Source organism: Microbacterium sp. 77mftsu3.1 (assembly GCF_900100525.1).
GTDB classification, from domain to species: domain Bacteria; phylum Actinomycetota; class Actinomycetes; order Actinomycetales; family Microbacteriaceae; genus Microbacterium; species Microbacterium aquilitoris.
In genome coordinates, this window is the sequence record NZ_FNCR01000002.1 from 53,252 (window position 1) to 77,740 (window position 24,489).

The 24,489-nt window shown below is 70.7% G+C and carries 24 protein-coding genes; 10 read left to right on the plus strand and 14 right to left on the minus strand.

From position 1 onward, the window contains the following. Complete coding sequence (gene purM, locus BLR68_RS05125) at positions 1-1,119, minus strand: phosphoribosylformylglycinamidine cyclo-ligase (RefSeq protein ID WP_018187919.1); 1,119 nt, start codon at positions 1,117-1,119, stop codon at positions 1-3. Between the two features lie 79 nt (positions 1,120-1,198). Here purM and BLR68_RS05130 point away from each other — a divergent pair, with 79 nt between their 5' ends. Then, the gene (locus tag BLR68_RS05130) at positions 1,199-1,807 is read left to right on the plus strand and encodes a hypothetical protein (protein WP_018187918.1); all 609 of its coding nucleotides are present in this window, start codon (positions 1,199-1,201) and stop codon (positions 1,805-1,807) included. Here the strand turns inward: BLR68_RS05130 and BLR68_RS05135 are convergent, their stop codons facing one another. Genes BLR68_RS05135 through BLR68_RS05145 form a run of 3 tightly spaced genes read right to left on the minus strand, consistent with a single transcriptional unit; the run spans position 1,808 to position 3,301 of the window. Then, on the minus strand, positions 1,808-2,125 hold the full coding sequence (locus BLR68_RS05135) for a hypothetical protein (protein WP_018187917.1): 318 nt from the start codon (positions 2,123-2,125) through the stop codon (positions 1,808-1,810). A 22-nt stretch (positions 2,126-2,147) separates the two neighbouring features. After that, complete coding sequence (locus BLR68_RS05140) at positions 2,148-2,900, minus strand: HtaA domain-containing protein (protein ID WP_018187916.1); 753 nt, start codon at positions 2,898-2,900, stop codon at positions 2,148-2,150. Positions 2,901-2,947: 47 nt separating this feature from the next. Continuing rightward, on the minus strand, positions 2,948-3,301 hold the full coding sequence (locus BLR68_RS05145) for a sterol carrier family protein (RefSeq protein WP_018187915.1): 354 nt from the start codon (positions 3,299-3,301) through the stop codon (positions 2,948-2,950). Between the two features lie 44 nt (positions 3,302-3,345). Here BLR68_RS05145 and purD point away from each other — a divergent pair, with 44 nt between their 5' ends. Further along, positions 3,346-4,617, plus strand: a complete 1,272-nt coding sequence (purD, locus tag BLR68_RS05150) for a phosphoribosylamine--glycine ligase (protein ID WP_018187914.1) — start codon at positions 3,346-3,348, stop codon at positions 4,615-4,617. A 7-nt stretch (positions 4,618-4,624) separates the two neighbouring features. On the opposite strand, the gene BLR68_RS05155 is transcribed toward purD, so the two are convergent. The 3 genes from BLR68_RS05155 to BLR68_RS05165 form a co-directional block, all read right to left on the minus strand. After that, positions 4,625-6,115 carry an MFS transporter gene (locus BLR68_RS05155; RefSeq protein ID WP_018187913.1) on the minus strand — a complete coding sequence of 497 codons (1,491 nt, stop codon included), beginning with the start codon at positions 6,113-6,115 and terminating at the stop codon, positions 4,625-4,627. Then, positions 6,112-6,735, minus strand: coding sequence for a PadR family transcriptional regulator (locus BLR68_RS05160; protein WP_018187912.1), 624 nt, complete (start codon positions 6,733-6,735; stop codon positions 6,112-6,114). The genes BLR68_RS05155 and BLR68_RS05160 overlap by 4 nt, the downstream gene beginning before the upstream one ends. Before the next feature lie 64 nt (positions 6,736-6,799). Then, a complete protein-coding gene (locus tag BLR68_RS05165) occupies positions 6,800-7,348 on the minus strand; it encodes a hypothetical protein (RefSeq protein ID WP_018187911.1) in 549 nt (182 codons plus the stop codon). Between BLR68_RS05165 and BLR68_RS05170 the strand changes: the two genes are divergently transcribed. The 3 genes from BLR68_RS05170 (at position 7,347) to BLR68_RS05180 (ending at position 10,630) form a co-directional block, all read left to right on the plus strand. Continuing rightward, positions 7,347-8,282 carry a phosphoribosylaminoimidazolesuccinocarboxamide synthase gene (locus BLR68_RS05170; RefSeq protein WP_256335322.1) on the plus strand — a complete coding sequence of 312 codons (936 nt, stop codon included), beginning with the start codon at positions 7,347-7,349 and terminating at the stop codon, positions 8,280-8,282. The genes BLR68_RS05165 and BLR68_RS05170 overlap by 2 nt on opposite strands. A gap of 78 nt (positions 8,283-8,360) precedes the next feature. Further along, positions 8,361-9,719 (plus strand): uracil-xanthine permease family protein, encoded by a 1,359-nt coding sequence (locus BLR68_RS05175; RefSeq protein ID WP_018187909.1) that lies wholly within the window; start codon positions 8,361-8,363, stop codon positions 9,717-9,719. Between the two features lie 38 nt (positions 9,720-9,757). Beyond that, positions 9,758-10,630 (plus strand): VOC family protein, encoded by an 873-nt coding sequence (locus BLR68_RS05180; RefSeq protein ID WP_018187908.1) that lies wholly within the window; start codon positions 9,758-9,760, stop codon positions 10,628-10,630. Positions 10,631-10,667: 37 nt separating this feature from the next. Here BLR68_RS05180 and BLR68_RS05185 read toward each other — a convergent pair whose 3' ends face one another. The 5 genes from BLR68_RS05185 to BLR68_RS05205 form a co-directional block, all read right to left on the minus strand. Continuing rightward, complete coding sequence (locus tag BLR68_RS05185) at positions 10,668-11,702, minus strand: LacI family DNA-binding transcriptional regulator (protein ID WP_018187907.1); 1,035 nt, start codon at positions 11,700-11,702, stop codon at positions 10,668-10,670. Then, entirely contained in the window at positions 11,699-13,144 is a 1,446-nt protein-coding gene (locus BLR68_RS05190) for a GH1 family beta-glucosidase (protein WP_026302954.1), read from the minus strand. The genes BLR68_RS05185 and BLR68_RS05190 overlap by 4 nt, the downstream gene beginning before the upstream one ends. 43 nt (positions 13,145-13,187) lie before the next feature. Then, positions 13,188-14,105 carry a carbohydrate ABC transporter permease gene (locus BLR68_RS05195; protein ID WP_018187905.1) on the minus strand — a complete coding sequence of 306 codons (918 nt, stop codon included), beginning with the start codon at positions 14,103-14,105 and terminating at the stop codon, positions 13,188-13,190. After that, positions 14,102-15,130 carry a carbohydrate ABC transporter permease gene (locus BLR68_RS05200; protein ID WP_018187904.1) on the minus strand — a complete coding sequence of 343 codons (1,029 nt, stop codon included), beginning with the start codon at positions 15,128-15,130 and terminating at the stop codon, positions 14,102-14,104. Before BLR68_RS05200 ends, BLR68_RS05195 begins: the two co-directional genes overlap by 4 nt. 78 nt (positions 15,131-15,208) lie before the next feature. After that, on the minus strand, positions 15,209-16,483 hold the full coding sequence (locus BLR68_RS05205; RefSeq protein ID WP_018187903.1) for an ABC transporter substrate-binding protein: 1,275 nt from the start codon (positions 16,481-16,483) through the stop codon (positions 15,209-15,211). 230 nt (positions 16,484-16,713) lie between these two features. Here BLR68_RS05205 and purS point away from each other — a divergent pair, with 230 nt between their 5' ends. Next, positions 16,714-16,959, plus strand: a complete 246-nt coding sequence (gene purS, locus BLR68_RS05210; protein WP_018187902.1) for a phosphoribosylformylglycinamidine synthase subunit PurS — start codon at positions 16,714-16,716, stop codon at positions 16,957-16,959. After that, a complete protein-coding gene (purQ, locus tag BLR68_RS05215; protein WP_018187901.1) occupies positions 16,956-17,663 on the plus strand; it encodes a phosphoribosylformylglycinamidine synthase subunit PurQ in 708 nt (235 codons plus the stop codon). Before purS ends, purQ begins: the two co-directional genes overlap by 4 nt. Before the next feature lie 6 nt (positions 17,664-17,669). Here the strand turns inward: purQ and BLR68_RS05220 are convergent, their stop codons facing one another. After that, on the minus strand, positions 17,670-20,216 hold the full coding sequence (locus BLR68_RS05220; RefSeq protein WP_018187900.1) for an excinuclease ABC subunit UvrA: 2,547 nt from the start codon (positions 20,214-20,216) through the stop codon (positions 17,670-17,672). A gap of 68 nt (positions 20,217-20,284) precedes the next feature. On the opposite strand from BLR68_RS05220, the gene BLR68_RS05225 reads away from it, so the two are divergent. Next, complete coding sequence (locus BLR68_RS05225; protein ID WP_018187899.1) at positions 20,285-21,202, plus strand: 2-hydroxyacid dehydrogenase; 918 nt, start codon at positions 20,285-20,287, stop codon at positions 21,200-21,202. On the opposite strand, the gene BLR68_RS05230 is transcribed toward BLR68_RS05225, so the two are convergent. Then, positions 21,203-21,721: an adenine phosphoribosyltransferase gene (locus BLR68_RS05230; protein ID WP_018187898.1), complete on the minus strand. Its 519-nt coding sequence runs from the start codon at positions 21,719-21,721 to the stop codon at positions 21,203-21,205. A gap of 64 nt (positions 21,722-21,785) precedes the next feature. On the opposite strand from BLR68_RS05230, the gene BLR68_RS05235 reads away from it, so the two are divergent. Both BLR68_RS05235 and BLR68_RS05240 read left to right on the plus strand, forming a co-directional pair. After that, entirely contained in the window at positions 21,786-23,459 is a 1,674-nt protein-coding gene (locus tag BLR68_RS05235) for a glycoside hydrolase family 13 protein (protein WP_018187897.1), read from the plus strand. 1 nt (position 23,460) lies between these two features. Continuing rightward, entirely contained in the window at positions 23,461-24,486 is a 1,026-nt protein-coding gene (locus tag BLR68_RS05240) for a LacI family DNA-binding transcriptional regulator (RefSeq protein WP_018187896.1), read from the plus strand. Positions 24,487-24,489 lie beyond the last annotated feature (3 nt).

Below are 24,489 nucleotides of genomic sequence, written 5' to 3' on the forward strand. Positions count from 1 at the left end.
TCAGTCCGTTTCTGCGTAGGAGCCGACCAGGCGCACTGCGCCCCCGTCGACGCCCTTCGCGCCCTGCTCGTAGTCGCCGGCGGGCAGCGTCGTGTCCGACACCGTCCCGACCTGCCAGGTGTGGATGCCCTCTGCAGAGAGGGTGGATGCCGCGGCTTCGGCGGTCTCGGCGGAGACGACTGCGAGGAAGCCGACGCCGAGGTTCCAGGTGCCCTCGGTCTGCTCGAGTGTCAGCCCGCCGATGTCGGCGAGGACGCGGAACACGGGTGACGGCGACCAGGTGGAGCGGTCGACGTCGACCCAGGTGCCGACCGGCAGCACGCGCGCGAGGTTGGCGGCGATGCCGCCGCCGGTCACGTGGCTGAGCGAGTGGATCGCCCCCGGGTGCGCGTCGATCGCGCGCAGCAGCGGCGACGTGTAGAGGCGCGTCGGCTCGAGGAGCTCCTCGCCCCACGTCCGGCCGAAGTCGGCGGCGTTGTCGCCGTAGCCGATGCCGGCGTTCGCGATGATGTGGCGGATGAGCGAGTAGCCGTTCGAGTGCGGGCCGCTCGAGGCGAGGGCCAGCACGACGTCGCCCGAACGCACGCGGTCGGCACCGAGGACGGCATCCGCTTCGACGACACCCGTCGCCGCGCCCGCGACGTCGTAGTCGTTGATGCCGAGGAGTCCGGGGTGCTCGGCGGTTTCGCCGCCCACGAGCGCGGTGCCGGTCGCCGTGCAGCCGTCGGCGATGCCGCGCACGATGTCGGCGATGCGCTCGGGGAACACCTTGCCCGTCGCGATGTAGTCCGTCATGAACAGCGGCTTCGCCCCGACCACGACGATGTCGTCGACGACCATGCCGACCAGGTCCTGGCCGATCGTGTCGTGCTTGTCGATCGCCTGCGCGATGGCGACCTTCGTGCCGACGCCGTCGGTCGAGGTCGCAAGCAGCGGCTTGGCGTAGCCGAGCAGAGCGGATGCGTCGAAGAGGCCGGCGAAGCCGCCCACACCCCCGAGGACCTCAGGGCCGTGGGTTCGACGGACGGCCGATTTCATCAACTCGACGGCGAGGTCTCCCGCCGCGGTGTCGACGCCGGCAGCGGAATAGGGATTGGTGGGGGTGGAGGCCACCCGCACAGCCTACCGGCCACCGGACAGGGTGATCCGCCATCGTCGCCACGGGACGCCGACCACAGGGGAGCCATAGGATGTCGCCATGAGCGGGGCTGAACGGCCCGAGTGGGTCGTACGGGAGGACGCGAGCGCGACGGTGATCGTCGCGCTGTTCGTGCGCCAGGCGCTCGGCATCCGCGCTCCCGAAGAGCTGCCGCACCTGCGGGGCGCTCCCGCCGCGCAGCCCGTCGACGACGATGACGCGGCGGTGCTGCAGCGGCAATGGCTCGCGTACTGGGCGATGTCGGTCGAGCCGCAGGCGCATCCCTCCCCCGTCCCGCTCGACCTGGTCGACGGGTTCGAGACGCTCGCCGTGCTGCCCGTCGAGGGGTTCGACGAGCTGCGGACGGCCATGGCTCCGCTGGCGGGGGACGCCGTCGCCTACGCGAACTGGGCGAGCGAGCGATACGCCGCGCAGGCCCGGTCGGGGTCGGCCAGCAGCTACCGCGCCTATGCGAGCGCGATCGCCGAGCACGAGCGCCGCGTCGGGCGGCGCGCGCACTCTTTCGAGCTCAACGTGCAGGTGCTCCCGCTGACGCAGCGGGGCGTGTGGTGGATCGGGTCCCTCACGATCGCGGTCACCGACGGCCTGCGCGGCGACGTCGCGGCCTTCGACCCGGCGATCCAGCCGATCATCGCCGAACTCGCCTGATCAGTCGGTCTCTTCGACGCGTTCCCGCTCGATGCGCACCGTCCGGTGTCGACGCGCCAGGACGCGGTCGAACGCCAGGGCGATGACTCCGCCGAGCGCGACTCCGGCGGGCACGCAGCCGAGCAGGAGGAAGCCGAACACCTGACTCTGCGAGTAGGTCGCGCCCGTGCTCTCGCTGATCTGACCGTCACCGAAGGCGAAGGTCAGGATGAGGGCGACGAGGATGCCGAGGGCAGCGCCGACGCCGAAGAAGGCGGCGAACTTGGGACTCCGACGCAGCTCGGCGGACTCGACGTGCGATTCGGAATGCTCGGCCATGCTCCCATTGTCCACCCGCGCCTCAGGGAAGCGGGTCGACGACCGGCTCGGGCTGCGCCGAGCGGGCGCTGTTGCGCTTGCGCCGCTGCACCGACCCGACGGCCAGCAGGGCGGCGAGAAGGGCCGCGATCCCCACGACGACGACCGGGACCAGGATGCCGGTGCCCCCGGCATCCGCTTCGTCACCGGCCGGCGCCGCGGCGGGCTCGGCGGTCGTGCAGGTCGCGACGACGGTCAGGTCGAACGTGCCGGCGGCTCCCGACCAGAGGACATCGCGGCCCTCGGCGGTCAGCTCGGTCGCCGCGCCCACGCCGTCGAGGTTGACGATGTCGCCCGACTCCGAGACCGCGGCGGCCCGCAGATCGACCGTCGCCAGCGGAGCCTGCGGCATCTGGTCGGCGCCCTCGGGTTGCACGTCGAAGAGGAGGGCTCCCTTGCCGCCGTCGATGACGAGGGTCGGCGCAGAGAGTGTCGTCTTCACGCCGGCTGCACTCGTGTACGCGAGCGTGCCGTCGAAGCTGGCACTGCCCGACGGAGCCACCGGCTCCAACACGCCCGTGCCCTGGTCGAAGGTGAGGGTCCCGTCAGCGGCGGCGAGCGACCCGCTCGCCTGCACGTCGGAGCCACCGGCATCCCACACCGCCGTCGCCTGCGAGACGGTGCACGTGCGGGGCGCGGCCTGGGCGGGGAGCGCGGTGACGGGGAGGAGAGCGGCCGCCAGTGCGATCACGAGGATCGCCGATCGCGCGTCCACCCCGAGGTGTCGTGCCTGCATGCGGTTCCTCTCCGCAGGCGATCGTACCGGCGGACGGATGCCGCGCGTCAGGGACGGAGCGGCAGGAGCCCGTCGAGGTTGGCGCGCACGCCCGACGCGCGGACGGAGCCGGCCGTGACGGCGTCGGCCCAGGCGGTCTGGCCGGTGGCGAGCGCGATCCAGGTCGCGGCATCCGTCTCGATCACGTTCGGAGGGGTACCGCGCGTGTGGCGCGGTCCCTCGACCACCTGCACGGCGCCGAAGGGAGGGACGCGCACTTCGACCGAGTTGCCGGGCGCCTTCTCGACGAGCAGCTGCAGCAGATAGCGGACGGCGGTGGCGAGGTCGGTGCGCGCCGCCCCGCCGGCGGCGACGGCGGCGAGCGCGTCGCGCCCGTCTCCGGTGGTGATGGTGCGGGCCATGGATGTCACCGTAACGCGCGGGCGGCGCTCGGTAGTCTGGCGGGGTGAAGATCCTGGTCCTCGGCTCGGGCGCGCGCGAGCACGCCATCATCCTCGCTCTGGTCGCCGAAGGCGCCGGGCACGAGATCTTCGCGGCCCCCGGCAACGCCGGCATCGCCGCCGACGCGACTCTCGTCGGGAACCTCGACCAGAACGACCCCGCCGCCGTCACCGCCTTCGCCAACGAGGAGCACATCGACCTCGTCGTGATCGGCCCCGAAGCGCCCCTCGTCGCGGGCGTCGCCGATGCACTGCGCGAGCGCGGCATCCCCGTCTTCGGACCTGGCAAGGCTGCCGCGCAGATGGAGGGGTCGAAGGCGTTCGCGAAGCGGATCATGGATGCCGCCGGTGTCCCGACCGGACGCGCGGCGCGCGCGCAGACCCGCGACGAGGTCGCCGCCGCGATCGACGAGTACGGCGCCCCCTACGTCGTGAAGGCCGACGGACTCGCTGCCGGCAAGGGCGTCATCGTCACGTCCGACCGCGAGGCGGCCCTCGCCCACGCCGACACGTACCTGCCGAGCGGCCCCGTGCTCGTCGAGGAGTTCCTCGCCGGTCCCGAGGTTTCGCTCTTCTTCCTGAGCGACGGTGACACCGTCCGCGCGCTCAGTCCCGCGCAGGACTTCAAGCGCGCGCTCGACGGCGATGAGGGCCCCAACACGGGCGGCATGGGTGCGTACTCGCCCCTCCCCTGGCTGGCCGACCGCTTCGGCAGCGAAGAGGCGTTCGTCGCGCAGGTCACCGCCGAGGTCGCCGAACCCGTCATCCGTCAGCTGGATGCCGAGGGCACCCCGTTCATCGGACTGCTCTACGCCGGGCTCATCCTGACCGACGCCGGCGTGAAGGTCATCGAGTTCAACGCGCGCTTCGGCGACCCCGAGACCCAGGTCGTCCTCCCCCGGCTGACGACCCCGCTGTCGCGGCTGCTGCTCGCCGCCGCGAGCGGCACGCTCGAGTCGGAGCCCGCTCCCGAGTTCTCAGCCGAGGCAGCCGTCACCGTCGTGCTGGCCAGCGAGGGATACCCCGAGCAGCCGATCACGGGTCGCCCCCTCACGGGAACGGATGCCGCGGCATCCGTCGACGGCGTCCACCTCGCCCACGCGGCGACGAAGAGCGCCGACGGCGGACTCGTCGCGACCGGCGGCCGCGTCCTGAACGTCGTGGCCGTCGGCACGGACCTCGCCGATGCGCGCGGCCGGGCGTACGCCGCCCTCGAGCAGATCTCGCTCGAGGGGGCGCACTACCGCCGCGACATCGCGCTCAGCGCCTCGAACTAGGCGAACCTCAGCGCTTCGCGAGGTGCGCCGGGCGGCGCAGGAACAGCACCAGCACGACGCCCACCGCGATGACGGCGGCCGGCAGCAGCATGGCCTGACCCATGGCGGTCGAGAATCCCTCGGCGACGGCGGGCGGCATCCCGCCACCGCCTCCGAAGTCGCCGCCGGCAGCGTCTCCGGCACCGGGCAGGTTCGCCTCGAGGCGCGCCTGCATGACGGCGGCGATCGCGGCGGAGCCGATGACCGAACCGATCGTGCGCGTCGTGTTGTAGATGCCCGAACCGGCGCCCGCCTGCTTCGGCGGGAGGTTGCGGGTCGCGGTCGTCGCCAGCGGACCCCACATGCCGGCGTTCGCGACGCCGATGATGGCCGAGGGGATGAGCAGCAGCAGGACGGGCGCCTCGGTGTTCATGAGGAGCACGTACCCGATGAGACCGATCACCATGAGCGACAGGCCGGGAACGAGCAGCACGCGCGGGTCGACGCGATCGAGGATGCGACCCGCGAAGGGTGCGAGCACACCCGACAGCACCGCCATCGGGATGAGCAGCAGCGCCGACTCGGTCGGGGTGAGACCGCGCGCGAGCTGCGTGAAGAACGCCATCGGCAGCGCCATGCTCGTGACGGTGAAACCGACGGCGGCGATCGCGAGGTTCGAGATCGCGAAGTTCCGGTCGCGGAACAGTTCGAGCGGCACGAGGGGTTCGCTCTTGGTGCGCGCCTGCGTCCACACGAAGACCGCGAGCACGGCGACGCCGGCGACGATCATGACCCAGACCCATGCGGCCCACTCGTAGTGCTGACCCTCCTGCAGCCCGAAGACGATGAGGAACAGGGCGACCGCGCTCAGGACCACGCCGAGGACGTCGAAGCGGTGCGGATGCGTCTCGAGCTGCGGGACGAGCCGCACGGCGAGGACGAAGGCGATGATGCCGACCGGGATGTTGACGAAGAAGATCCATTCCCAGCCGAAGCCGTCGACGAGCAGCCCGCCCGCGAGCGGTCCGACGAGGGTGGCGACACCGGCGGTCGCACCCCAGAGGCCCATGGCCGCTCCGCGCCGCTCGGCGGGGAAGGTGCGGGTGATGACGGCCATCGTCTGCGGCGTCATGAGCGCGGCGCCGAGGCCCTGCGCGGCGCGCGCGAGGATCAGCATCTCGAGCGAACCCGACAGGCCGCAGGCGAGCGAGGCGAGCGTGAAGATCGCGAGCCCGATGAGGTAGATGTTCTTCGGCCCGAACCGATCGCCGAGGCGTCCGGTGACCAGCAGCGGCACGGCGTATGTCAGGAGGTAGGCGGACGTGACCCACACGACGTTGTCGAGGTTGCTCGTCGACGGGTCGAGGGCCGCCTTGATGGCGGGGTTCGCGACCGAGACGATCGTGGTGTCGACGAGGATCATGAAGAACCCGAGGACGAGCGCCCAGAGGGCGGGCCACGGATTCGATGGGGCGGGGGGTGCGCCCGGCGTGCGGACGGTGGTCGTGCTCTCGCTCATGTGCGTGCGGATTCTCTCTGTGCCAGATAGCGGTCGGTGACGGGGATGTCGACGACACCCCAGACGGTGTCGGGACGACGGATGAACTCGACCGCTTCGTCGAGCCAGGCGATGTCGGCGGCGAGCAGGGCGGCCTGCCGGTGGACTTCGATGAGGAACTGGGGGTGGGACCCGTGCGCGATCGCGGACTCCCGGGCGTTCTCGTGAGCGTCGAAGGATGCCGCGAGCCGCCCGCGTCGCTCCGCCAGCAGCGCGATCACCTCGTCCCGGCCGAGGTTGTGCGCCTCGGTGAGCGCGATCCGGAACCGCTCGGGGTCGTCGATCGAGACCAGCTCGCGACGGATCCAGACGAGGAGCGCGGTGTCACCGGCATCCGTCAACGTGTACGTCGTGCGTTCGGGCCGGTTGCCGGCGCGGTCGCTGCCGACCTCGGCGATGTGGCCCTGCCGCTCGAGGCGGGCGACCGTGTGGTAGATCGTGCCGTGCGTCAGGGCGATCATGCGATCGGCTCGGCGCTCGCGCAGCAGGCGCACCATCTCGTAGGTGTGCATGTCGTCCTCGTGCAGCATCGCGAGGAGCATGATCGCGGTGGGGGTGAGCCGCGAGACGGCATCCGTCATGGGGCTCCCTCCGAGCGATTAGTCCATGTGGACTATACGCCTGTTCGGGACCACGCTGCAGTCGTCAGTCGGCCACGTGCAGGATGGCCCAGGCCCGATCCACGCCGTCGGTGATCGCCGTGATCTGGATGCCGACCATCCGATCGACGGTGATGCCCGTCAGACGCCCCGGGGCACCGCACCCCTGCGTGATGTTGACTGGCCCCTTGATCGTCACGGGCGGCTCGTCCTCGCCCGCCGCGGGACTCAGCGAGAGGGTGATGGTCGCGTCCCGCGGGATGCAATCGAACTCGAGGGTGTACTCCTGGCCGCGCACGGCGCTGGCCGCGACGTTCAGGGCCGTCTCAGGCTCGACGCCGACCGCATCGCCGTTGAACACGAGGCGACTCGCCTCGAGCGGGCTCTCGACGGGGACCCCGTACGAAGGATCCGCCGGCACCTCGGCCTCCGGGGACGCAGACGGGGACGGAGTCGAGGACGGCGACGGCGCGGACGACACCGGCATCGACCGACTCGGCGAGGGCGCCGCGTCGTCCACCCCCGTCGTGGAGATGCAGCCGCTCAGACCGAGCGACAGCGCGAGGGCGGTCAGGGCGAGGAGCGGGCGGCGCATGACGACAGGGTACGCACGGGCGCGCGCCGCCCGCGATAATGGCCGGGTGACGGATGCCGCGACTGCCCTGCCCGGATGGACCCACGTGTACTCGGGCAAGGTCCGGGACCTCTACCGCCCCGCCGACGGCTCGGACGGACGGATGCTGGTGGTCGCCAGTGACCGCGTCAGCGCGTTCGACCAGGTGCTCGACCCCGGCATCCCGGGTAAGGGCGAGCTCCTCACGCGCCTGAGCCTGTGGTGGTTCGCGCAGCTCGCGGGCGGTGACGGCGGCCGGCCGATCCCGAATCACCTGATCGAGGGCGTCGAGTCGCCCGCCGAGGTCGCCGGCCGCGCCATGGTGGTCCGCGAACTCGACATGCAGCCGATCGAGTGCGTCGTGCGCGGGTACCTCACCGGGTCGGGGTGGGCCGAGTATCAGGCCGACGGCACCGTCTGCGGCATCCCGCTCCCTTCGGGCCTGCACAACGGGGATCGCCTGCCCGAGCCGATCTACACCCCCGCGTACAAGGCACCGCTCGGCGAGCACGACGAGAACATCTCGTTCGAGCGCAGCGTCGAGCTCGTCGGCGAGGCCCGCGCGGCCGCGCTGCGCGACGCGTCGCTCGAGATCTACCGCCGCGCCGCCGCCCTCGCCGAGGCGAAGGGACTGATCCTCGCCGACACGAAGTTCGAGTTCGGGTACGACGCCGACGGCGTCCTCACCCTCGCCGACGAGGTCCTCACGAGTGACTCGTCGCGGTACTGGGATGGCGAGACCTGGCGCACCGGCTCGACGCCGGCCGAACGCATGGCGAGCTTCGACAAGCAGATCGTCCGCGACTGGCTCGCGGCGAACTGGGACAAGCAGGGAACGCCTCCTGCCGTGCCGGCCGACGTCGTCGAGCAGACCGCGGCCAAGTATCGCGAACTCCTGGGACGCCTCACGTCCTGACAGCGTCGCTGCCGCACGTACAGCCTGCTCCCAGGTAGCCTGACCCCAGGCATCCCCCACCATCTGAGGAGCACGCGCATGCCCATCTGGACCCTTCACGGCGACGGACGCCGCGTCGCCCCCGGAGCCGTCGTCACCCCGAGCGAGCGTCTCGGCTGGGGCAGCACGATCGCGATCGGCGCACAGCACGTCGTGGCCATGTTCGGCGCGACATTCCTGGTGCCGCTGCTGACCGGGTTCCCCGTCAGCACGACGCTGCTGTTCTCGGGACTCGGCACGCTCCTGTTCCTGCTCCTCACGCGCAACAAGCTGCCCAGCTACCTCGGCTCGTCGTTCGCGTTCATCGCGCCGATCACCGCCTTCGGCCCGGGCCAGGGCAAGCCGCTCGACAGCCCGGAGCAGATCGGCCAGGCGCTCGTCGGCGTGTTCGTCGCCGGCATCCTGCTCGCCGGCATCGGCTTCCTCGTGCAGGCGACGGGAACGCGGTGGCTCGAGAAGCTCATGCCGCCCGTCGTGTCGGGCGCGATCGTCGCCCTCATCGGTCTCAACCTCGCGCCGGCCGCGTGGAACAACTTCAAGACCGACGCCGTGCTCGCGACCATCACCCTGGTCGCGTGCATCCTGTTCGCGGTGCTGTTCCGCGGCATCCTCGGACGCGTCTCGATCTTCCTCGGCGTCGTCGTCGGCTACATCGCCGCGCTCATCATGGGCAAGGTCGACTTCTCAGGCGTCAACGACCTGATCGACCAAGGCCAGTGGATCGGCCTTCCGACCTTCCACCTGCCCTCCTTCGGCGATCCGGTCGCGTGGGGCCTCCTGCCGATGTTCCTGCCCGTCGTCCTCGTCCTCGTGGCCGAGAACGTCGGCCACGTGCGCGGCGTCGCGACCATGACCGGCGACCCCACGGTCAACAAGCGGACCGGCCGCGCCCTTCTCGCCGACGGCCTTGCGACGACCCTCGCCGGCGCGTTCGGCGGCTCGGGCACGACCACCTACGGCGAGAACATCGGCGTCATGGCCGCGACCCGCATCTACTCGACGGCGGCGTACTGGGTGGCCGGCATCATCGCCGTGCTGCTGTCGTTCTCGCCCGTCGTCGGTGCTGTGCTCTTCACGATCCCGAGCGGCGTGATCGGCGGCGTCACGACGGCGCTCTACGGCCTCATCGGCGTCATCGGCATCAAGATCTGGGTCGACAACCAGGTCGACTTCTCGCGCCCCGTGAACCAGTACACGGTCGCGGTCGCCTTCGTCATCGCGATCGCGAACTTCACGATGGACCTCGGTCAGCTGCAGTTCGGCGGTATCGTCCTCGGTACCGTGGCAGCGCTCGTGATCTATCACGCCGGCAATGCGATCGCCCGGGCCCGCAAGACCGGAGCGGATGACGGCGGTCCCATCGTCCCGATCGGACAGCTCGGCGGCGATCCGGACTGACGGGAACAACGTCGGGCGCGGCCGCGTTGCATATTCACATGAATACGTCCGCGCTCGACCGGCTCGCCCCCACCACCTCGATGGGCGCGGTCACCTTGCTCGTCGGCGACCTCGACGGGATGACGCGGTACTACCGTGACGTCGTCACGCTCGCGGTGCTCGACGCGGCGGGCGACACCGTCACGCTGGGCCGCGCCGGGCGCCCGATCGTCGTCCTCCGTCACGAGCCGTCGCTCCGCCACGCACCCGCCGGCGCCGCGGGCCTGTTCCACACCGCGATCCTCTTCGAATCGCAGACGGCGCTGGCCGCCGCGCTGTTCTCGCTCGCGCAGCACGCTCCGCAGTCGTTCACCGGTAGCGCCGACCACCTCGTGAGCCAGGCGTTCTACGCCACCGACCCCGAGGGCAACGGCATCGAGCTCTACTGGGACCGCGAACGCACCGCCTGGTCGTGGACCCACGGCCAGGTCGAGATGGACACCCTCTACCTCGACCCCAACGCGTTCCTCCGTGAACACCTGACGAATGCCGCGGCCCAGGGCGCGAGCGCCGATGATGCGGCATCCGTCGGTCACGTCCACCTCTCGGTCGGTGACGTGCGGACCGCGCGAGAGTTCTACGTCGACGCGCTCGGTTTCGACGTGACGGCCGAGCTCGGCGGCTCAGCGCTCTTCGTGAGCGCGGGCGGCTACCACCACCACATGGCGATGAACGTCTGGAACTCCCGCGGCGCCGGGCCGAGGATGCCCGCCCTCGGTCTCGGCCGGGTCGACCTGGCCCTGCCCGATCAGGACAGCCTCGGTGAGCTCGGCGAGCGCTTGAGCCACCACGGCGTGCAGATCGCCGACGACGGACGCACGGTGTCGTTCACCGACCCGTGGCGCAACGTCCTCCACGCCGCCGTCCGGTAAACCGACGCACCAGCCCGCGCGCGCGGCGCAGGAACCCTCAGGCGGACTCGCGCACCACGAGCTGCGTCTCGAGCAGCGTCTCGCGCGGCGGGAGACCGCCCGCCAACAAGGTCAGCAGCACGTCCGCCATGACCTCGCCCTGCTGGAGCGACGGCTGCCGCACCGTCGTCAGGGTCGGTGAGACCGACGTGGCGACCGGCGAATCGTCGTACCCGACGATCGCAACGTCCTCGGGAACGCGGAGTCCCGCACGAGCGAGCTCGACGAGGATCCCCCGCGCCATGAGATCGCTCGCCGCGAAGAGGCCGTCGAACGCCGCACCGGAGTCGAGGATCCGCCGGACGGCCGCAGCCCCCGCCGCGGCGGTGAAGTCGCCGTCCTCGACCGCGACGGGCGCGAGGCCCGCGGCATCCAGCGCTTCGAGGAAGCCCGTCAGACGGTCGATGCCGCCGGGCATCGTCGTGGGGCCGGTGATCGTCGCGAGGCGGGTGCGGCCTTGGTCGAGCAGGTGCTGCGTCGCGAGCCGGCCACCCTCGACATTGTCGACGTCGACGTAGTAGTCCCGCTCACGCTCACGCACGGGTCGGCCGCCGTAGACGACGGGCACGGCCGCGGCGATCCGGTCGATGAAGGCGTCGCTCGTGTGGTGCGAGACGATGATCGCGCCGTCGACGGCGCCGCTGCGGAGGTACTCCGTCGCCTTGTCGTTCGGATCATCGCTCGCGATGATCAGGTTGAGGACGTAGTCCGACTTCGAGACGCGCTTGTTGATGCCGGTCACGATGGCCGCGAAGAACGGGTCCCCGAAGAACCGGGTCGTGTCCTCGGGGACGACGAGGGCGATCGCCATCGTCGCGCGGCTCGCCAGCGACCGCGCCGCGCGGTTGGGCACGTAGTTGAGCTCGTCGATCGCACGGCGGACGGCCTCGAGCGCGGCGGGGCTGACGGCCGTCGACCCGTTGACGACGCGCGAGACGGTGGACCGGGAGACCCCCGCTGCCGCGGCGACTTCTTCGATCGTCACCGGAGAGTGAAGGGTATCGGGCACGGCCACCTCGGAGAGTGCTGTCATTCGATCGCTCGGGCAGCGATGACCCGACGATACTCCAGAGCACTGTCCTTGAACGTCCGCTCCTGCGTGGCGTAGTCGACCCGGATCAGCCCGAACCTCTTGTCGTACCCCCACGCCCACTCGAAGTTGTCCATGAGTGACCAGTAGAAGTAGCCGCGCACGTCGACACCGGCGTCGGCGGCGTCGAGGATCGCCGCGAGGTGGCCGCGCAGGAACTCGACGCGGTCCGCGTCGTGCACCCGGACCTCGCCGCCCTCGACGACCCTCTCGTCGTCGTAGGCCGCGCCGTTCTCGGTCACGAACAGGGCGGTACCGGCATCCTTCGCGTACTCGTCCCACACCCGCTCGAGCAGCACCGTGAGCCCGGCGGGTTGCACCTCCCAGTGCATCGCCGTGCGAGGGAGTCCGCGCTCGTACCAGTGGATGCCGTCGCCCGCCGGCCACGGCGAACCCACCACGCGGTCGGTCGGCGCATCGCCCGGCAACGGCGGGTCGGCCGGGGCGGTGCCGCCGACGAACTCGCCGTGGTAGTAGTTGACGCCCAGCACGTCGAGTGGCCGCGAGATCGTCTCGAGGTCGCCGTGATGGACGGATGCCTCGAACCGCGCGACGGCCTCGGGATCGACGGCGCGGATGTCCTCGACGATGTCGGCCGGGTAGCTCCCGCGGAAGATCGGATCGAGGAACCAACGGTTGAACTGGCCGTCGATCCGGCGTGCGGCGTCGACGTCCTCGGCCTTCGCCGGATCGGCCGCCTCGGCGACCGTGAGGTTCAGCGTGATGCCGAGGTTCAGCGCGGGATCGCGGCGGCGCAGCTCGTCGACCACGAGACCGTGTCCGCGCAGCAGGTGGTGGGATGCCAGCATCCCGTCACCGATGCTGAACCGGCCGGGAGCGTGGATCCCTCCCGTGTAGCTGAGGAACGACGAGCACCACGGCTCGTTGAGGGTCGTCCAATCGGTGACCCGGTCCCCCAGGGCGTCGTGCACCGAGAGCGCGTACTCCGCGAACCGCTCGCTCGTCTCGCGCGCCGTCCACCCGCCCTGTTCCTCGAGAGGCTGCGGCAGATCCCAGTGGTAAAGAGTGAGCCAGGGACGGATGCCCGCGCCCATGAGCTCGTCGACGAGACGCTCGTAGAAGTCGATGCCCTTCGGGTTGACCGGGCCGCCGTCGGGACGCACGCGCGACCATGACGTCGAGAACCGATACGTGTCGAGGCCGAGCTCCTTCATGAGGGCGACGTCGCCCCGGTAGCGGTGGTAGTGATCGCAGGCGACGTCGCCGTTGTCGGCGCCGATGACCGCGCCCGGGACACGGCTGAACGCGTCCCAGATCGACGCGGTACGACCGTCTTCGAAGGCGGCTCCTTCGATCTGGTAGGCGGCGGTCGCCGCTCCGAAGAGGAAGTCGGTCGGGAAGGGACGCGGGATTCGAGCGGGCACGGGGGCAGAGTACTCCTGCGAAAGCACGTTCACGGGATGACCCTCAGCCCTTGACCGCGCCGGCCATGATGCCGCTGACGAGCTGCTTGCCGGCGAAGACGAACAGCAGGATCAGCGGCACGGTGGCCAGGAGGACACCGGCGAGGACGATCGAGTAGTCGACGAAGTAGTTCGCCTGCAGGAGCGACAGCGCGACCGGGAGGGTCGGACTCTGCCGGTCGAGCACGATGAACGGCCAGAAGAACTGGTTCCACGCACCGACGAAGGTGAAGAGGAAGAGCATGGCCGCAGCGGGCCGCGCCGCGGTGACACCGACCGTCCAGAAGGTGCGGATCTGACTCGCGCCGTCGACACGGGCCGCCTCGATGAGCTCATCGGGCACCGTCTGGCCGATGTACTGGGTCATCCAGAACACGCCGAAGGCGCTCGTGAGGGCCGGGATGATGATCGCGCCGATGGTGCCCGTCCAGCCGAGGTCGGCGAACAGGATGTACAGCGGCACGACGCCCAACTGCATCGGAACGGCCATGGTGGCCACGACGAAGGCGAGCAGGAACTTGCTGCCGCGGAAGCGCAGCTTCGCGAACGCCCAGCCTGCGAGCGTCGAGAAGACGACGACGGATGCCGCGATCAGCGTCGAGCTGAAGACCGAGTTCCACAGGGCCAGCCAGAAGTTGACGGCCGGGTCGTTCATGACCGAGAGGGCATTCGTCACGAAGTTCGCGCCGGGGATCCACGACATGTTCGGGTCGTTGATCGTGAACTGGTCACCCGAACCGATGAGGAACGACCAGTAGTAGGGGAAGATCGCCGACACGGCGACGACGCCGAGCCCGACGTAGACCCAGAAGCCGGCACGGACGCCGCGGATGCGGGTGGTGCGCTCCCCGCGCCGACGGCGGGCGGCGTTCGGGATGTTCTCTTCGACGATGGCCAGGGGCGGCTCGCTGACGGTGGTCATCGTGCGGTGTCCTTCCGTGCGCGGCGGGGCGTTCTCACGCCACGGCCGCCCTCGTCGCGGACGAGGCGGCGGGTGATGAGGAGGTTCGCGAGACCGATCACCACGATGATGATGAAGAGGATCCACGCAAGGGCGGCGGCGCGGCCGAAATTGAACTCGCCCCAGCCGATGTTGTAGAGGTACAGCGTGATCGTCAGCCACTGCTGGGCGGGTCCGCCCTCGCCGGTGTTGTCGAACATGCGCGGCTCGTCGAAGATCTGCAGACCGCCGATCGTCGAGGTGATGATCACGAAGATGAGGGTCGGGCGGAGCGAGGGCAGCGTGATGCTGACGAACTGGCGGAACGCGCCGGCGCCGTCGACCGTGGCCGCCTCGTAGTACTCGCGCGGCACCGCCTGCATGGCCGCCAGCAGGATGAGGGCGTTGTAGCCGGTCCAGCGGAAGTTGACCATGGTGGCGATCGCGACGTGGCTCCAGAACGGGTCCTTGTGCCAGGCGATCGGGTCGAGCCCGATGGTGCTCAGCGCGTTGTTCACGAGGCCGTGGACGTCGCCGAACATGTTGCTGAAGATCAGGGCGACGGCGACGGGGGCCATGACGAACGGGAGCAGCACGCTCATCCGCCAGAACGTCTTGGCGCGGATGTTGCGGTCGAGCATCGCGGCGATGAACACCGCGAGCAGCAGCTGGGGGACGGTCGAGAGCAGGAAGATGCTGAAGGTGTTGCGGAGGGCGACCCAGAACTTCGGGTCGTTCAGGATCCAGGCGTACTGATCGAACCCGACGAAGGTGCCGGAGTTGCGGATCAGGTCCCACTCCTGGAACGAGATCACGGCGGTGAACCCGATCGGGAACAGGCCCACGATCGCGAACAGGATGAAGAACGGCGAGATGTAGAGGTAGGGCGAGACCTTCACGTCCCACCGGCTCAGCCGCTGGCGGAACGAGAGCACACGGATCGGACGCCCCCCGGCGGCCGGGCGGTCCTCCACGGGGGTCTGTGGTCGGATGTCGGTGGTGGTCACGTGGCGTCTCCGTCGTGGTCGAGCGGTGGGGGGATGCCGGCCGCCGCAAGCGCGGCCGGCATCCCGGTCAGGGACGGATCAGAAGGCCTCGACCTCGGCGACCCAGGTCTTCCACGCGGCATCCTCGGACTCCGACTTGTCGAAGACGCGGTTCACGGCGTTCTGCAGCGCGTCGTGGTACTTGAAGTAGTTCGCGCTCTTGAACGGGAGGACCGTGACGGCCTCGGCGCGGTCGGCGCCGATCTCGCCGGTCTTCGCACCGTTGTAGTAATCGTTCACGTACCCCTGCAGGTCCGCGTTCTCGTACGCGTCGACCTGGCTCGGGAAGGCTCCGACGTTCACGAACGCCTCGACCTGCTGCTCCGGTGCGGACAGCCACGCGGCGAGCTTCTGCGCTTCCTCGACGTGCTTTCCGTTGGCCGGGATGGTCAGGTACGAACCACCCCAGTTGCCGCCGCCGTTCGGGAACGTGTTGGCGATCTTCCAGTTCTTCTGGTCGGGTGCGTAACCCGAGATGATGCCCTGCATCCAGCCGGGGCACAGCACGGTCGCGAAGTCGTCGCCCTGGAAGGATGCGATCCAGTCGTCGCCCCACTGAGCGGAGTATGCCGAGTTGGGGACGGCGCGCTCGATGACGCTCTTATAGGCGTCGGCGATCTCGGGGTTCGAGGTGGCGATGACGGAGCCGTCGGGCTTGTCGTAGGTGTACTCGATCTGGTTGACGATGCCCTGCAGGACCGAGTTCGCCGAGTCGATCATCGACTTGCCCGATGCTTCGCGGTACTTGTCGGCGACGTCGAAGTAGTTGTTCCAGTCGCCGTCGAACAGCGCCTCGACCTCGGCGGGCTCGGACGGGAGGCCGGCGGCCTCGAAGAGGTCGGAGCGGTAGCAGATCGCCTGCGGACCGATGTCGGTTCCGTAGCCGATGAGGTTGCCCTCGGGGTCGGTCGCCGCCTTCTCCTTCCAGTCGAGCCAACGACCCTTGAGGTCGTCGGGGACGGGAGCGAGCAGGTCGGAGTACTGCATGGCCTCGCTGAGCCAGTCGACCTCGACGGCCTCGATGTCGGCGAGCCCGCCCTTGCCGAGCTTCTGGAAGAAGTTCTTGCGGGCGTCGCCGGACTCGGCCGCCTTGTTGTGGACGATCGTGACGCCCGGGTTGGCGTCCTCGTACTTCTGGAGGAACTCGTCGGTGTAGCCGAAGTTGTTGAAGGTCGCGATGGTCAGCGTGACCTTCTCGCCTTCGGCTCCGGTGCCGCCCTGGTCGCCGCCGCCGGCGCAGCCGGCGAGGACGAGAGCGGAAGTGGTGGCGACGCCGGCGATCAGGCCGACGCGGCGCAGGGCGCGTGCGTTCACAGAACACTCCTTTGTGGTGTGGCGAGAGCGAGGTGCAGGGTCATCCCCATGGGAGCGCTCTCATCGAGTGGGTCCGACGCTATGGGATCGCTCCCACGACTGTCAAGGGAGCGCTCCCACCATCGCCATCACGGTTTGGTCACAGCACACGACGCACGCGGACGGTGCGCTGCGTCCGCGGGCTCTAGACTGGTCGCGCACCCCTGCCCGCGACATCCCGGAGCTTTCTGATGCCCACCATCGTCGTCGACGTCATGCCCAAGGCCGAGCTTCTGGACCCGCAGGGGAAGGCCGTCTCCGGAGCGCTGCAGCGCCTCGGCCACGCCGGATTCGGGGACGTCCGCATCGGCAAGCGGTTCGAGCTCACCGTCGAGTCGGCCGACGAGCAGACCCTCGCCGCGGTCCGCACGATCGCCGAGGAGATCCTCTCGAACTCCGTGATCGAGGACGTCGTCGGCATCGAGGTCGTCGAGTGACCGTCCGCGTCGGGGTCATCACCTTCCCCGGCTCGCTGGACGACGGCGACGCGCGTCGCGCCGTCCGCCTCGCCGGCGCCGAGCCCGTCGCCCTCTGGCACGGCTCGCACGACCTCGAGGGCGTCGACGCCCTCGTCCTGCCCGGCGGCTTCAGCTACGGCGACTACCTGCGCGCCGGGGCGATCGCAGCGCTCGCGCCGATCATGTCCGAGGTGAAGGATGCCGCGGCCAAGGGCATGCCGATCCTCGGCATCTGCAACGGCTTCCAGATGCTCGTCGAGGCCCACCTCCTGCCGGGCGGCCTGATCCGCAACGCGCACCAGCAGTTCATCCGCCGCGACCAGCGCCTGGTGGTCGAGAACGCCGATACCGCCTGGACGAACGAATTCCGCCGCGGCCAGGAGATCGTCATCCCGCTCAAGAACGCCGACGGCGGCTACATCGCCTCCGACGAGACGCTCGCCCGCATCCAGGGCGAGAACCTCGTCGCGTTCCGGTACGCGGGCGTCAACCCGAACGGGTCGATGGACGACATCGCGGGGCTCACGAACGAACGCGGCAACGTCGTCGGACTCATGCCGCACCCGGAGCACGCGATCGAGCCGGGCTTCGGCCCCGACACCGCCGCGGCGATGCGCTCCGGCGTGGACGGACTGCGCTTCTTCACCGCGGCCGTCTCGGCCGTGGTGCACTCCGCCGTCTGAGCCGCCTCAGCCGCCGAGCCTGCGGGCGAGGTGCGGGCCCGTGCGGCTGTCGGGCGCTGCCGCGACCGCTTCGGGGGTCCCCTGCGCGACGATGCGACCCCCGGCATCCCCGCCCGACGGACCGAGGTCGATGACCCAGTCGGCCGCCGCGACGACGTCCATCTCGTGCTCGACCACGACGACGGTGTCGCCCGAATCGACGAGGGCGTGCAACTGCGCGAGCAGCAGCCGGACGTCGGAGGGATGCAGACCGGTCGTCGGCTCGTCGAGCAGGTAGAGCGTGTGGCCGCGCCGCGCGCGCTGCAGCTCCGTCGCGAGCTTGATCCGCTGCGCCTCGCCGCCCGAGAGCTCGGTCGCCGGCTGCCCGAGACGCAGGTAGCCGAGGCCGACGTCCTGCAGGGTCCGAAGGCTTCGGGATGCCGCGGGCACCGCCGTGAGGAACGGTGCCGCCTCGTCGACCGTCATCCCGAGCACGTCGGCGATGTTCTTGCCGTCGTACGTCACCTCGAGGGTCTCGGGGTTGTAGCGCGCGCCGTGGCAGGTCGGGCACCGGCCGTAGCTGCCGGGCAAAAAGAGGAGTTCGACCGAGACGTACCCCTCGCCGAGGCACGTCTCGCAGCGGCCGCCCGCAACGTTGAACGAGAACCGGCCGGGCGCGTAACCGCGTTCGCGTGCGAGGTCGGTCGCGGCGAACACGGTGCGGACGGCGTCGAACAGGCCCGTGTACGTCGCGAGGTTCGACCGCGGGGTCCGACCGATCGGCTTCTGGTCGACCCGCACGAGGCGGTCGACGCCGTCCATCCCGGTGACCGAGCCGACGCGCAGGGTGTCGGTCGACGACGACGGGAGCGTCGCCTCGGCGATGCGCTCGGACGGGTCGTCGGCGTCGAGCGCCGCGTCGTCGGCATCCGTCTCAGCGACGTCGCCGCGCACGTGCCGCTCGACCACCTGGCGGAGCACCCGACTCACCAGCGTCGACTTGCCCGAACCCGAGACACCGGTCACCGCGGTGAACACGCCGAGGGGGACCTCCACGTCGAGGCCGTCGAGGTTGTGCAGCGAGACGCCCTGGAGCGAGAGGATGCCGGTGGCCTCCCGGCGCTCGCGGCGCACGGCTGCGCTCTCGTCGGGGAACAGGAACGGGCGCGTCGCCGAGTCGGTGACGGCGGCCAGGCCCGCGACCTCGCCGGAGTAGAGGACGGCGCCGCCCGCCTCACCCGCGCCGGGACCGACGTCGACGATCCAGTCGGCCCGACGGACGACGTCCATGTTGTGCTCGACGACGAAGACCGAGTTGCCCGAGGCGCGGAGCTGCTCGAGCACGTCGAGGAGCGGAGCCGCGTCGGCGGGGTGGAGCCCCGCCGACGGCTCGTCGAGGACGTAGACGACGCCGAACAGTCCCGACCTCAGCTGGGTCGCCAGGCGCAGCCGCTGCATCTCGCCGGGCGAGAGGGTCGTCGTGACCCGGCCGAGTCCGAGGTAGCCGAGACCCAGGTCGAGGAGCACCTCGATGCGGGCGACGAGGTCGGTCGTGATGGCCACGGCGACGTCGGTGCGCTCACCGGATGCGGTGGTCGGAAGGGCGGGTGCGGCATCCCGGATCCGCGTCGTCGGACGCAGGACCTCGGCGAGTTCGCGGATCGGCAGGGCGTTCAGCTCGGCGATCGAGTGCCCCGCGAACGTGACGGCGAGCGCCTCGCGGCGCAGGCCCGTGCCGCCGCAGAGCGGGCAGACGCCGGTGCGGACGAAGCCGAGCACGCGGCTGCGCATCGACGCGCTCTGCGAGTCCGCGAGGGTGTGGAAGACGAACTTCTTCGCGCTCCAGAACGTCCCTTTGTAGGGCTTCGCAACGCGGTCGCGCTGCGGCGTGATCTGCACCACGGGCTGCTCATCGGTGAACAGGAGCCAGTCGCGGTCGGCCTGGTCGAGCTCGCGCCACGGGCGATCGACGTCGTAGCCGAGGGCGATCGTGATGTCGCGGAGGTTCTTGGCTTGCCACGCCCCCGGCCAGGCGGCGATCGCGCCGTCGCGGATGCTCAGCGACGGGTCGGGCACGAGGGTGTCCTCGGTCACGGTGTGCGCGACGCCGACACCGTGGCACTCGGGGCAGGCGCCGGCGGCCGTGTTCGGCGAGAATGCGTCGGAGTCGAGGCGCGTCGTGAAACCGGCCGGGAAGGTGCCCGCGCGGGAGAACAGCATGCGCAGCGAGTTCGACAGGGTGGTGACGGTCCCCACGCTGGAGCGCGAACTCGGCGCGCCCCGCCGCTGCTGCAATGCGACGGCCGGTGGGAGCCCCGTGATCGACTCCACGTGCGGGTCGTGACCCTGCTGGATCAGCCGCCGCGCGTACGGCGCGACCGACTCGAGGTACCGGCGCTGCGCCTCGGTGAAGATGGTGCCGAACGCGAGCGAGGACTTGCCCGAGCCCGAGACGCCCGTGAAGGCGACGATCGCGTCGCGGGGGACGTCGACGTCGACGTGTCGCAGGTTGTTCTCGTTCGCCCCGCGCACGCGGACGAAGGCATCGGCGTCGCCGCGGGGGTTTTCAGGCATCGAACCAGCCTAGGTGTCCTGACCGCGACGCGGGCCGAGGCCCCGGGCCGGGCGATAGCCTCGAACGCATGGCTTCGATCAGCGTCAGCGTCCCCTCCGCCCGCCTCGCCGAGGACCTCTCCGACATCGAGGGGGCCGATGTGTTCGTCTGGAAGATGGATGCCCCCTCCCCCCGCCCGCGCATCGACGTCGTCGTCCCGCCGTACATGTCGAAGGGCAGCCCGCTCCCCCTGTTGGAGGGCGTCGAGGTCGGACTCGTGCAGGGGCAGGCGATCGGGTACGAGGGCATCGAGGACCGGCTGCCCGCCGGCTCGGTCTTCGCGAACGCGGCGACCGTGCACGAGGCGGCCACCGCCGAGCTCGCCGTCGCTCTCACGCTGACGGCGCAGCGCGGCATCGACCGGTTCGTCCGCGCCCAGGCGACGGGCGACTGGGCCCCCTTCCAGGCCACCGGACTCGCCGACCGGCGCCTCATGCTGCTCGGATACGGCGGCGTCGGCAAGGCGATCGCCGCGCGCCTCGCCCCCTTCGAGGTCGAGCTGGTGCCGGTCGCCTCGAGCGCGCGCGACGAGGACGGCATCCGTGTGCACAGCGTCGACGAGCTGCCGGAGCTGCTTCCGGGCGTCGACATCGTCGTGGCCTCGCTCCCCGGTGGCGACCGGACTCGGCACATCATCGACGACGCGTTCCTCGCCGCCCTGCCCGGAGGCGCCCTCGTCGTGAACGTGGGACGCGGGTCGCTGATCGACACGGACGCCCTCGTCGCCCACGTCCGCAGCCGCGGCATCCGTGCGGCCCTCGACGTCACCGACCCCGAGCCGCTGCCCGCGGATCACCCGCTCTGGACGCTCGACGGCGTCGTCATCGCGCCGCACGTCGGGGGCGCGACCGACGCGATGCACCCGCGGATCGTGCGGTTGCTGCGTCGGCAGATCGCGCACCTGCTCGCGGGCGAGGAGCCCGAGAACGTCGTGATCCGGACCTGATCAGACGGTGAACACGCTGTGCACGGGACCGCAGACGGAGCGGCCCTCGAGCGCGGTGAGCTCCATCAGCACGGACGTACCGGCGAGGCTGTAGCCGAGCTGCTCGAGCAGCTGCTGGCCGGCGCGGAGCGTGCCGCCGGTGGCGAGGACGTCGTCGACGAGCAGGACGCGGGCGCCCGAGGAGAGGTCGTCCGTCATCTCGATCGTCGCGCTGCCGTACTCGAGGTCGTAGCTCACCGAGCCGGCGGGGCGCGGCAGCTTGCCCGCCTTGCGGATCGGGGCGAGACCCGTGCCCGAGGCGATCGCGATCGCGCCCGCCAGCAGGAATCCGCGCGCCTCGACGCCGGCGACCACGTCGAACGAGCCGACGAACGGCTCGGCCATGGCCATCGCGATGGTGCGCAGCGCCGCCGGGTCCGCCAGCAGCGGCGAGATGTCACGGAAGAGGATGCCGGGTTCGGGGAAATCGGGGATCGTCGCGATGAGCGATTCGGCTCGGGCGAGTGCGTCGGGATTCACTGGGTCGAGAGTACTCGCCCTGCCTGATGCACCGTGCGCAAGCGCTTGCGCTAGGCTGGCGCGCATGACTTCGACCCCCTCCCCGACCGCCACGTCGACGCTGGCACCGATCGGCGAGAGCCGCCCCGGTGCCGAGTGGTGGCGCACCGCCGTCATCTACCAGATCTACCCCCGCTCCTTCGCGGATGCCTCGGGCGACGGCATCGGCGACCTGCCCGGCATCACGTCGCACCTCGACGACCTGGCGTCGCTCGGCGTCGACGCCGTGTGGCTGAGCCCCTTCTTCACCTCTCCGCAGAAGGATGCCGGCTACGACGTCGCCGACTACCGCGACGTCGACCCGCTCTTCGGCACCCTCGGCGACTTCGACGACATGCTCGAGGCGGCGCACACCCGCGGCATCCGGGTCATCATCGACCTCGTCCCGAACCACTCCTCCGACAAGCACGTCTGGTTCCAGCAGGCCCTCGCCGCCGCCCCCGGCAGCCCGGAGCGCGCCCGCTACATGTTCCGCGACGGCCAGGGCGAGAACGGCGAACTGCCGCCCAACAACTGGGAGTCCGTCTTCGGCGGTCCGGCCTGGACCCGCATCCCGGACGGCCAGTGGTACCTGCACCTCTTCGACAGCTCGCAGCCCGACTTCGACTGGAACAATCCCGAGGTGCGTGCCGCGTTCGAGAAGACGCTCCGCTTCTGGCTCGACCGCGGCGTCGACGGCTTCCGCGTCGACGTGGCGCACGGCCTCATCAAGGCCGACGGCCTGCCCGACTACACCCCGCCGGCCGAGGCCGACTCGATGGGCGGCGCCGAGCCGGTGCCCTACTGGGGCCAGGAGGGCGTCCACCAGGTGTGGCGCGAGTGGCACCGCGTGCTCGACGAGTACGAGGGCGACCGTGCGCTCTGCGCCGAGGCGTGGCTCCCGACCGTCGACGAGACCGCCAAGTGGGTCCGCTCCGACGAGATGCACCAGGCCTTCAACTTCCCCTATGCGATGAGCGAATGGGATGCCGCTCAGCTGCGCGAGATCATCAGCGAGTCCCTGCGGGCCTTCCCCGCCGTCGGGGCCCCGGCGACCTGGGTGCTCTCGAACCACGACGTCATCCGCCACGCGACCCGACTCGCGATGCCCGGCCACCCGCAGGGCCACGGCGTCGGGCCGAACACGCCCGGCAAGCCCGACCCGGCCGCAGGCCTGCGTCGCGCCCGCGCGGCGACGGCGCTCATGCTCGCCCTTCCCGGCTCGTCGTACCTGTACCAGGGCGAGGAGCTCGGCCTTCCCGAGGCGATGGAGCTGCCCGACGACGTCCGCGAGGACCCGACCTGGTTCCGCACGAACGGCGAGCGCTACGGGCGCGACGGATGCCGCGTCCCGCTGCCCTGGACCGCCGATCAGGGCGCGTTCGGCTTCAGCCCGACCGGCGAGAGCTGGCTGCCCCAGCCGGCCGAGTGGACCGCTCTGGCCCGCGACGTGCAGGAGGACCAGCCGGATTCGACGCTGTGGCTGTACCGCACGCTCCTCGCGACCCGTCGCGTCCACGAGCTGGGTGCGGGATCACTCGAGTGGCTGGACGGCTACGGCGACGACGTCATCGCGTTCCGCAACGGCGACGTCACCGTCGTCGCCAACGTCGGCACGACCCCGGTCGCGCTTCCCAAGGGCACGCTTCTGGTCGAGAGCGACGCGTTCGCGGGTCGCGAGTTGCCGGCCGACACCACGGTGTGGATCGCCGCGGACTGACGTGACCGGCATCGACGACGTCGCCCGCGCCGCAGGCGTGTCGGCGGCGACCGTCTCCCGTGCGCTGAGCGGGCGCGGGCGCATCTCGGATGCGACCCGCGCCCGTGTCCGCGCCGCCGCGGCCGACCTCGGCTACGTGGTGTCGGCCGCGGCATCCGCTCTCGCGACGGGCCGCGCCTCGAACGTCGGTGTGGTCGTGCCGCTGCTCGACCGGTGGTTCTTCGCCAACGTCCTCGACGGCATCGCGAGTCGCCTGGCGTCCGAGGGCTACGACATGACGCTGTACAGCATGAGCGACGACCGCGCGCAGCGCGACGGCGTGCTCGACACGTCGCTGCGCCGCGGCCGGGTCGACGGGCTCATCGTCCTGTCCGTCACGCTCGCCGATGACGAGGTGGACCGGATGCTGGCGCTCGAGCTGCCCGTGGTGGGTCTCAGCGCGACGACCTCGCGGTTCCCCGCCCTGCGCGTCGACGAGCTCGCCGTCGCCCGCGCCGCGACCGAGCACCTGCTGGGCCTCGGCCACCGGCGCATCGCCCACATCGGTGCGGGGTACGCGGGCGATCCGGGACTCGACATCCCGTCGCTGCGTCGTCACGGGTTCGCCTCGGCGATGGCCGATGCCGGCATCCCCGACGCCCCCTTCGCCGCCGCGGACTTCACGATCGAGGGCGGCCATCGCGCAGCGCTCGCCCTGCTGGAGCGCAACGATCCGCCGACGGCGATCTTCGCGGCATCCGACGAGATCGCCTTCGGCGCCCTCTTCGCCGCGCGCGACCGGGGCCTCGACGTGCCGGGGGACCTGTCGGTCGTCGGCGTCGACGGGCATGAGATGGGCGACTTCTTCGGTCTGACGACGGTCGCGCAATTCCCGCACGAGCAGGGTGAGCGCGCAGCGGATGCCGTCCTCGCGGCCATCGACGGCCGCGACGAGATCGGCGATCTGGCCTTCCGGCTGGTCGAGCGCACCTCAACGAGCGCTCCCCGTGGAGGACTCGCTGAGGTAGCAGGCCGTCCCTCGCCGTAGGCT

Coding starts and splice junctions, on each gene's coding strand:
- BLR68_RS05140 (WP_018187916.1), bottom strand. CDS start 2,900: ATGCAGGCACGACACCTCGGGGTGGACGCGCGATCGGCGATCCTCGTG.
- BLR68_RS05155 (WP_018187913.1), bottom strand. CDS start 6,115: ATGAGCGAGAGCACGACCACCGTCCGCACGCCGGGCGCACCCCCCGCC.
- BLR68_RS05195 (WP_018187905.1), bottom strand. CDS start 14,105: ATGACCACCGTCAGCGAGCCGCCCCTGGCCATCGTCGAAGAGAACATC.
- BLR68_RS05235 (WP_018187897.1), top strand. CDS start 21,786: ATGACTTCGACCCCCTCCCCGACCGCCACGTCGACGCTGGCACCGATC.
- BLR68_RS05160 (WP_018187912.1), bottom strand. CDS start 6,735: ATGACGGATGCCGTCTCGCGGCTCACCCCCACCGCGATCATGCTCCTC.
- BLR68_RS05180 (WP_018187908.1), top strand. CDS start 9,758: ATGAATACGTCCGCGCTCGACCGGCTCGCCCCCACCACCTCGATGGGC.
- BLR68_RS05170 (WP_256335322.1), top strand. CDS start 7,347: ATGACGACAGGGTACGCACGGGCGCGCGCCGCCCGCGATAATGGCCGG.
- BLR68_RS05135 (WP_018187917.1), bottom strand. CDS start 2,125: ATGGCCGAGCATTCCGAATCGCACGTCGAGTCCGCCGAGCTGCGTCGG.
- BLR68_RS05165 (WP_018187911.1), bottom strand. CDS start 7,348: ATGCGCCGCCCGCTCCTCGCCCTGACCGCCCTCGCGCTGTCGCTCGGT.
- BLR68_RS05185 (WP_018187907.1), bottom strand. CDS start 11,702: ATGACAGCACTCTCCGAGGTGGCCGTGCCCGATACCCTTCACTCTCCG.
- BLR68_RS05175 (WP_018187909.1), top strand. CDS start 8,361: ATGCCCATCTGGACCCTTCACGGCGACGGACGCCGCGTCGCCCCCGGA.
- BLR68_RS05145 (WP_018187915.1), bottom strand. CDS start 3,301: ATGGCCCGCACCATCACCACCGGAGACGGGCGCGACGCGCTCGCCGCC.
- BLR68_RS05220 (WP_018187900.1), bottom strand. CDS start 20,216: ATGCCTGAAAACCCCCGCGGCGACGCCGATGCCTTCGTCCGCGTGCGC.
- BLR68_RS05225 (WP_018187899.1), top strand. CDS start 20,285: ATGGCTTCGATCAGCGTCAGCGTCCCCTCCGCCCGCCTCGCCGAGGAC.
- purS (WP_018187902.1), top strand. CDS start 16,714: ATGCCCACCATCGTCGTCGACGTCATGCCCAAGGCCGAGCTTCTGGAC.
- BLR68_RS05130 (WP_018187918.1), top strand. CDS start 1,199: ATGAGCGGGGCTGAACGGCCCGAGTGGGTCGTACGGGAGGACGCGAGC.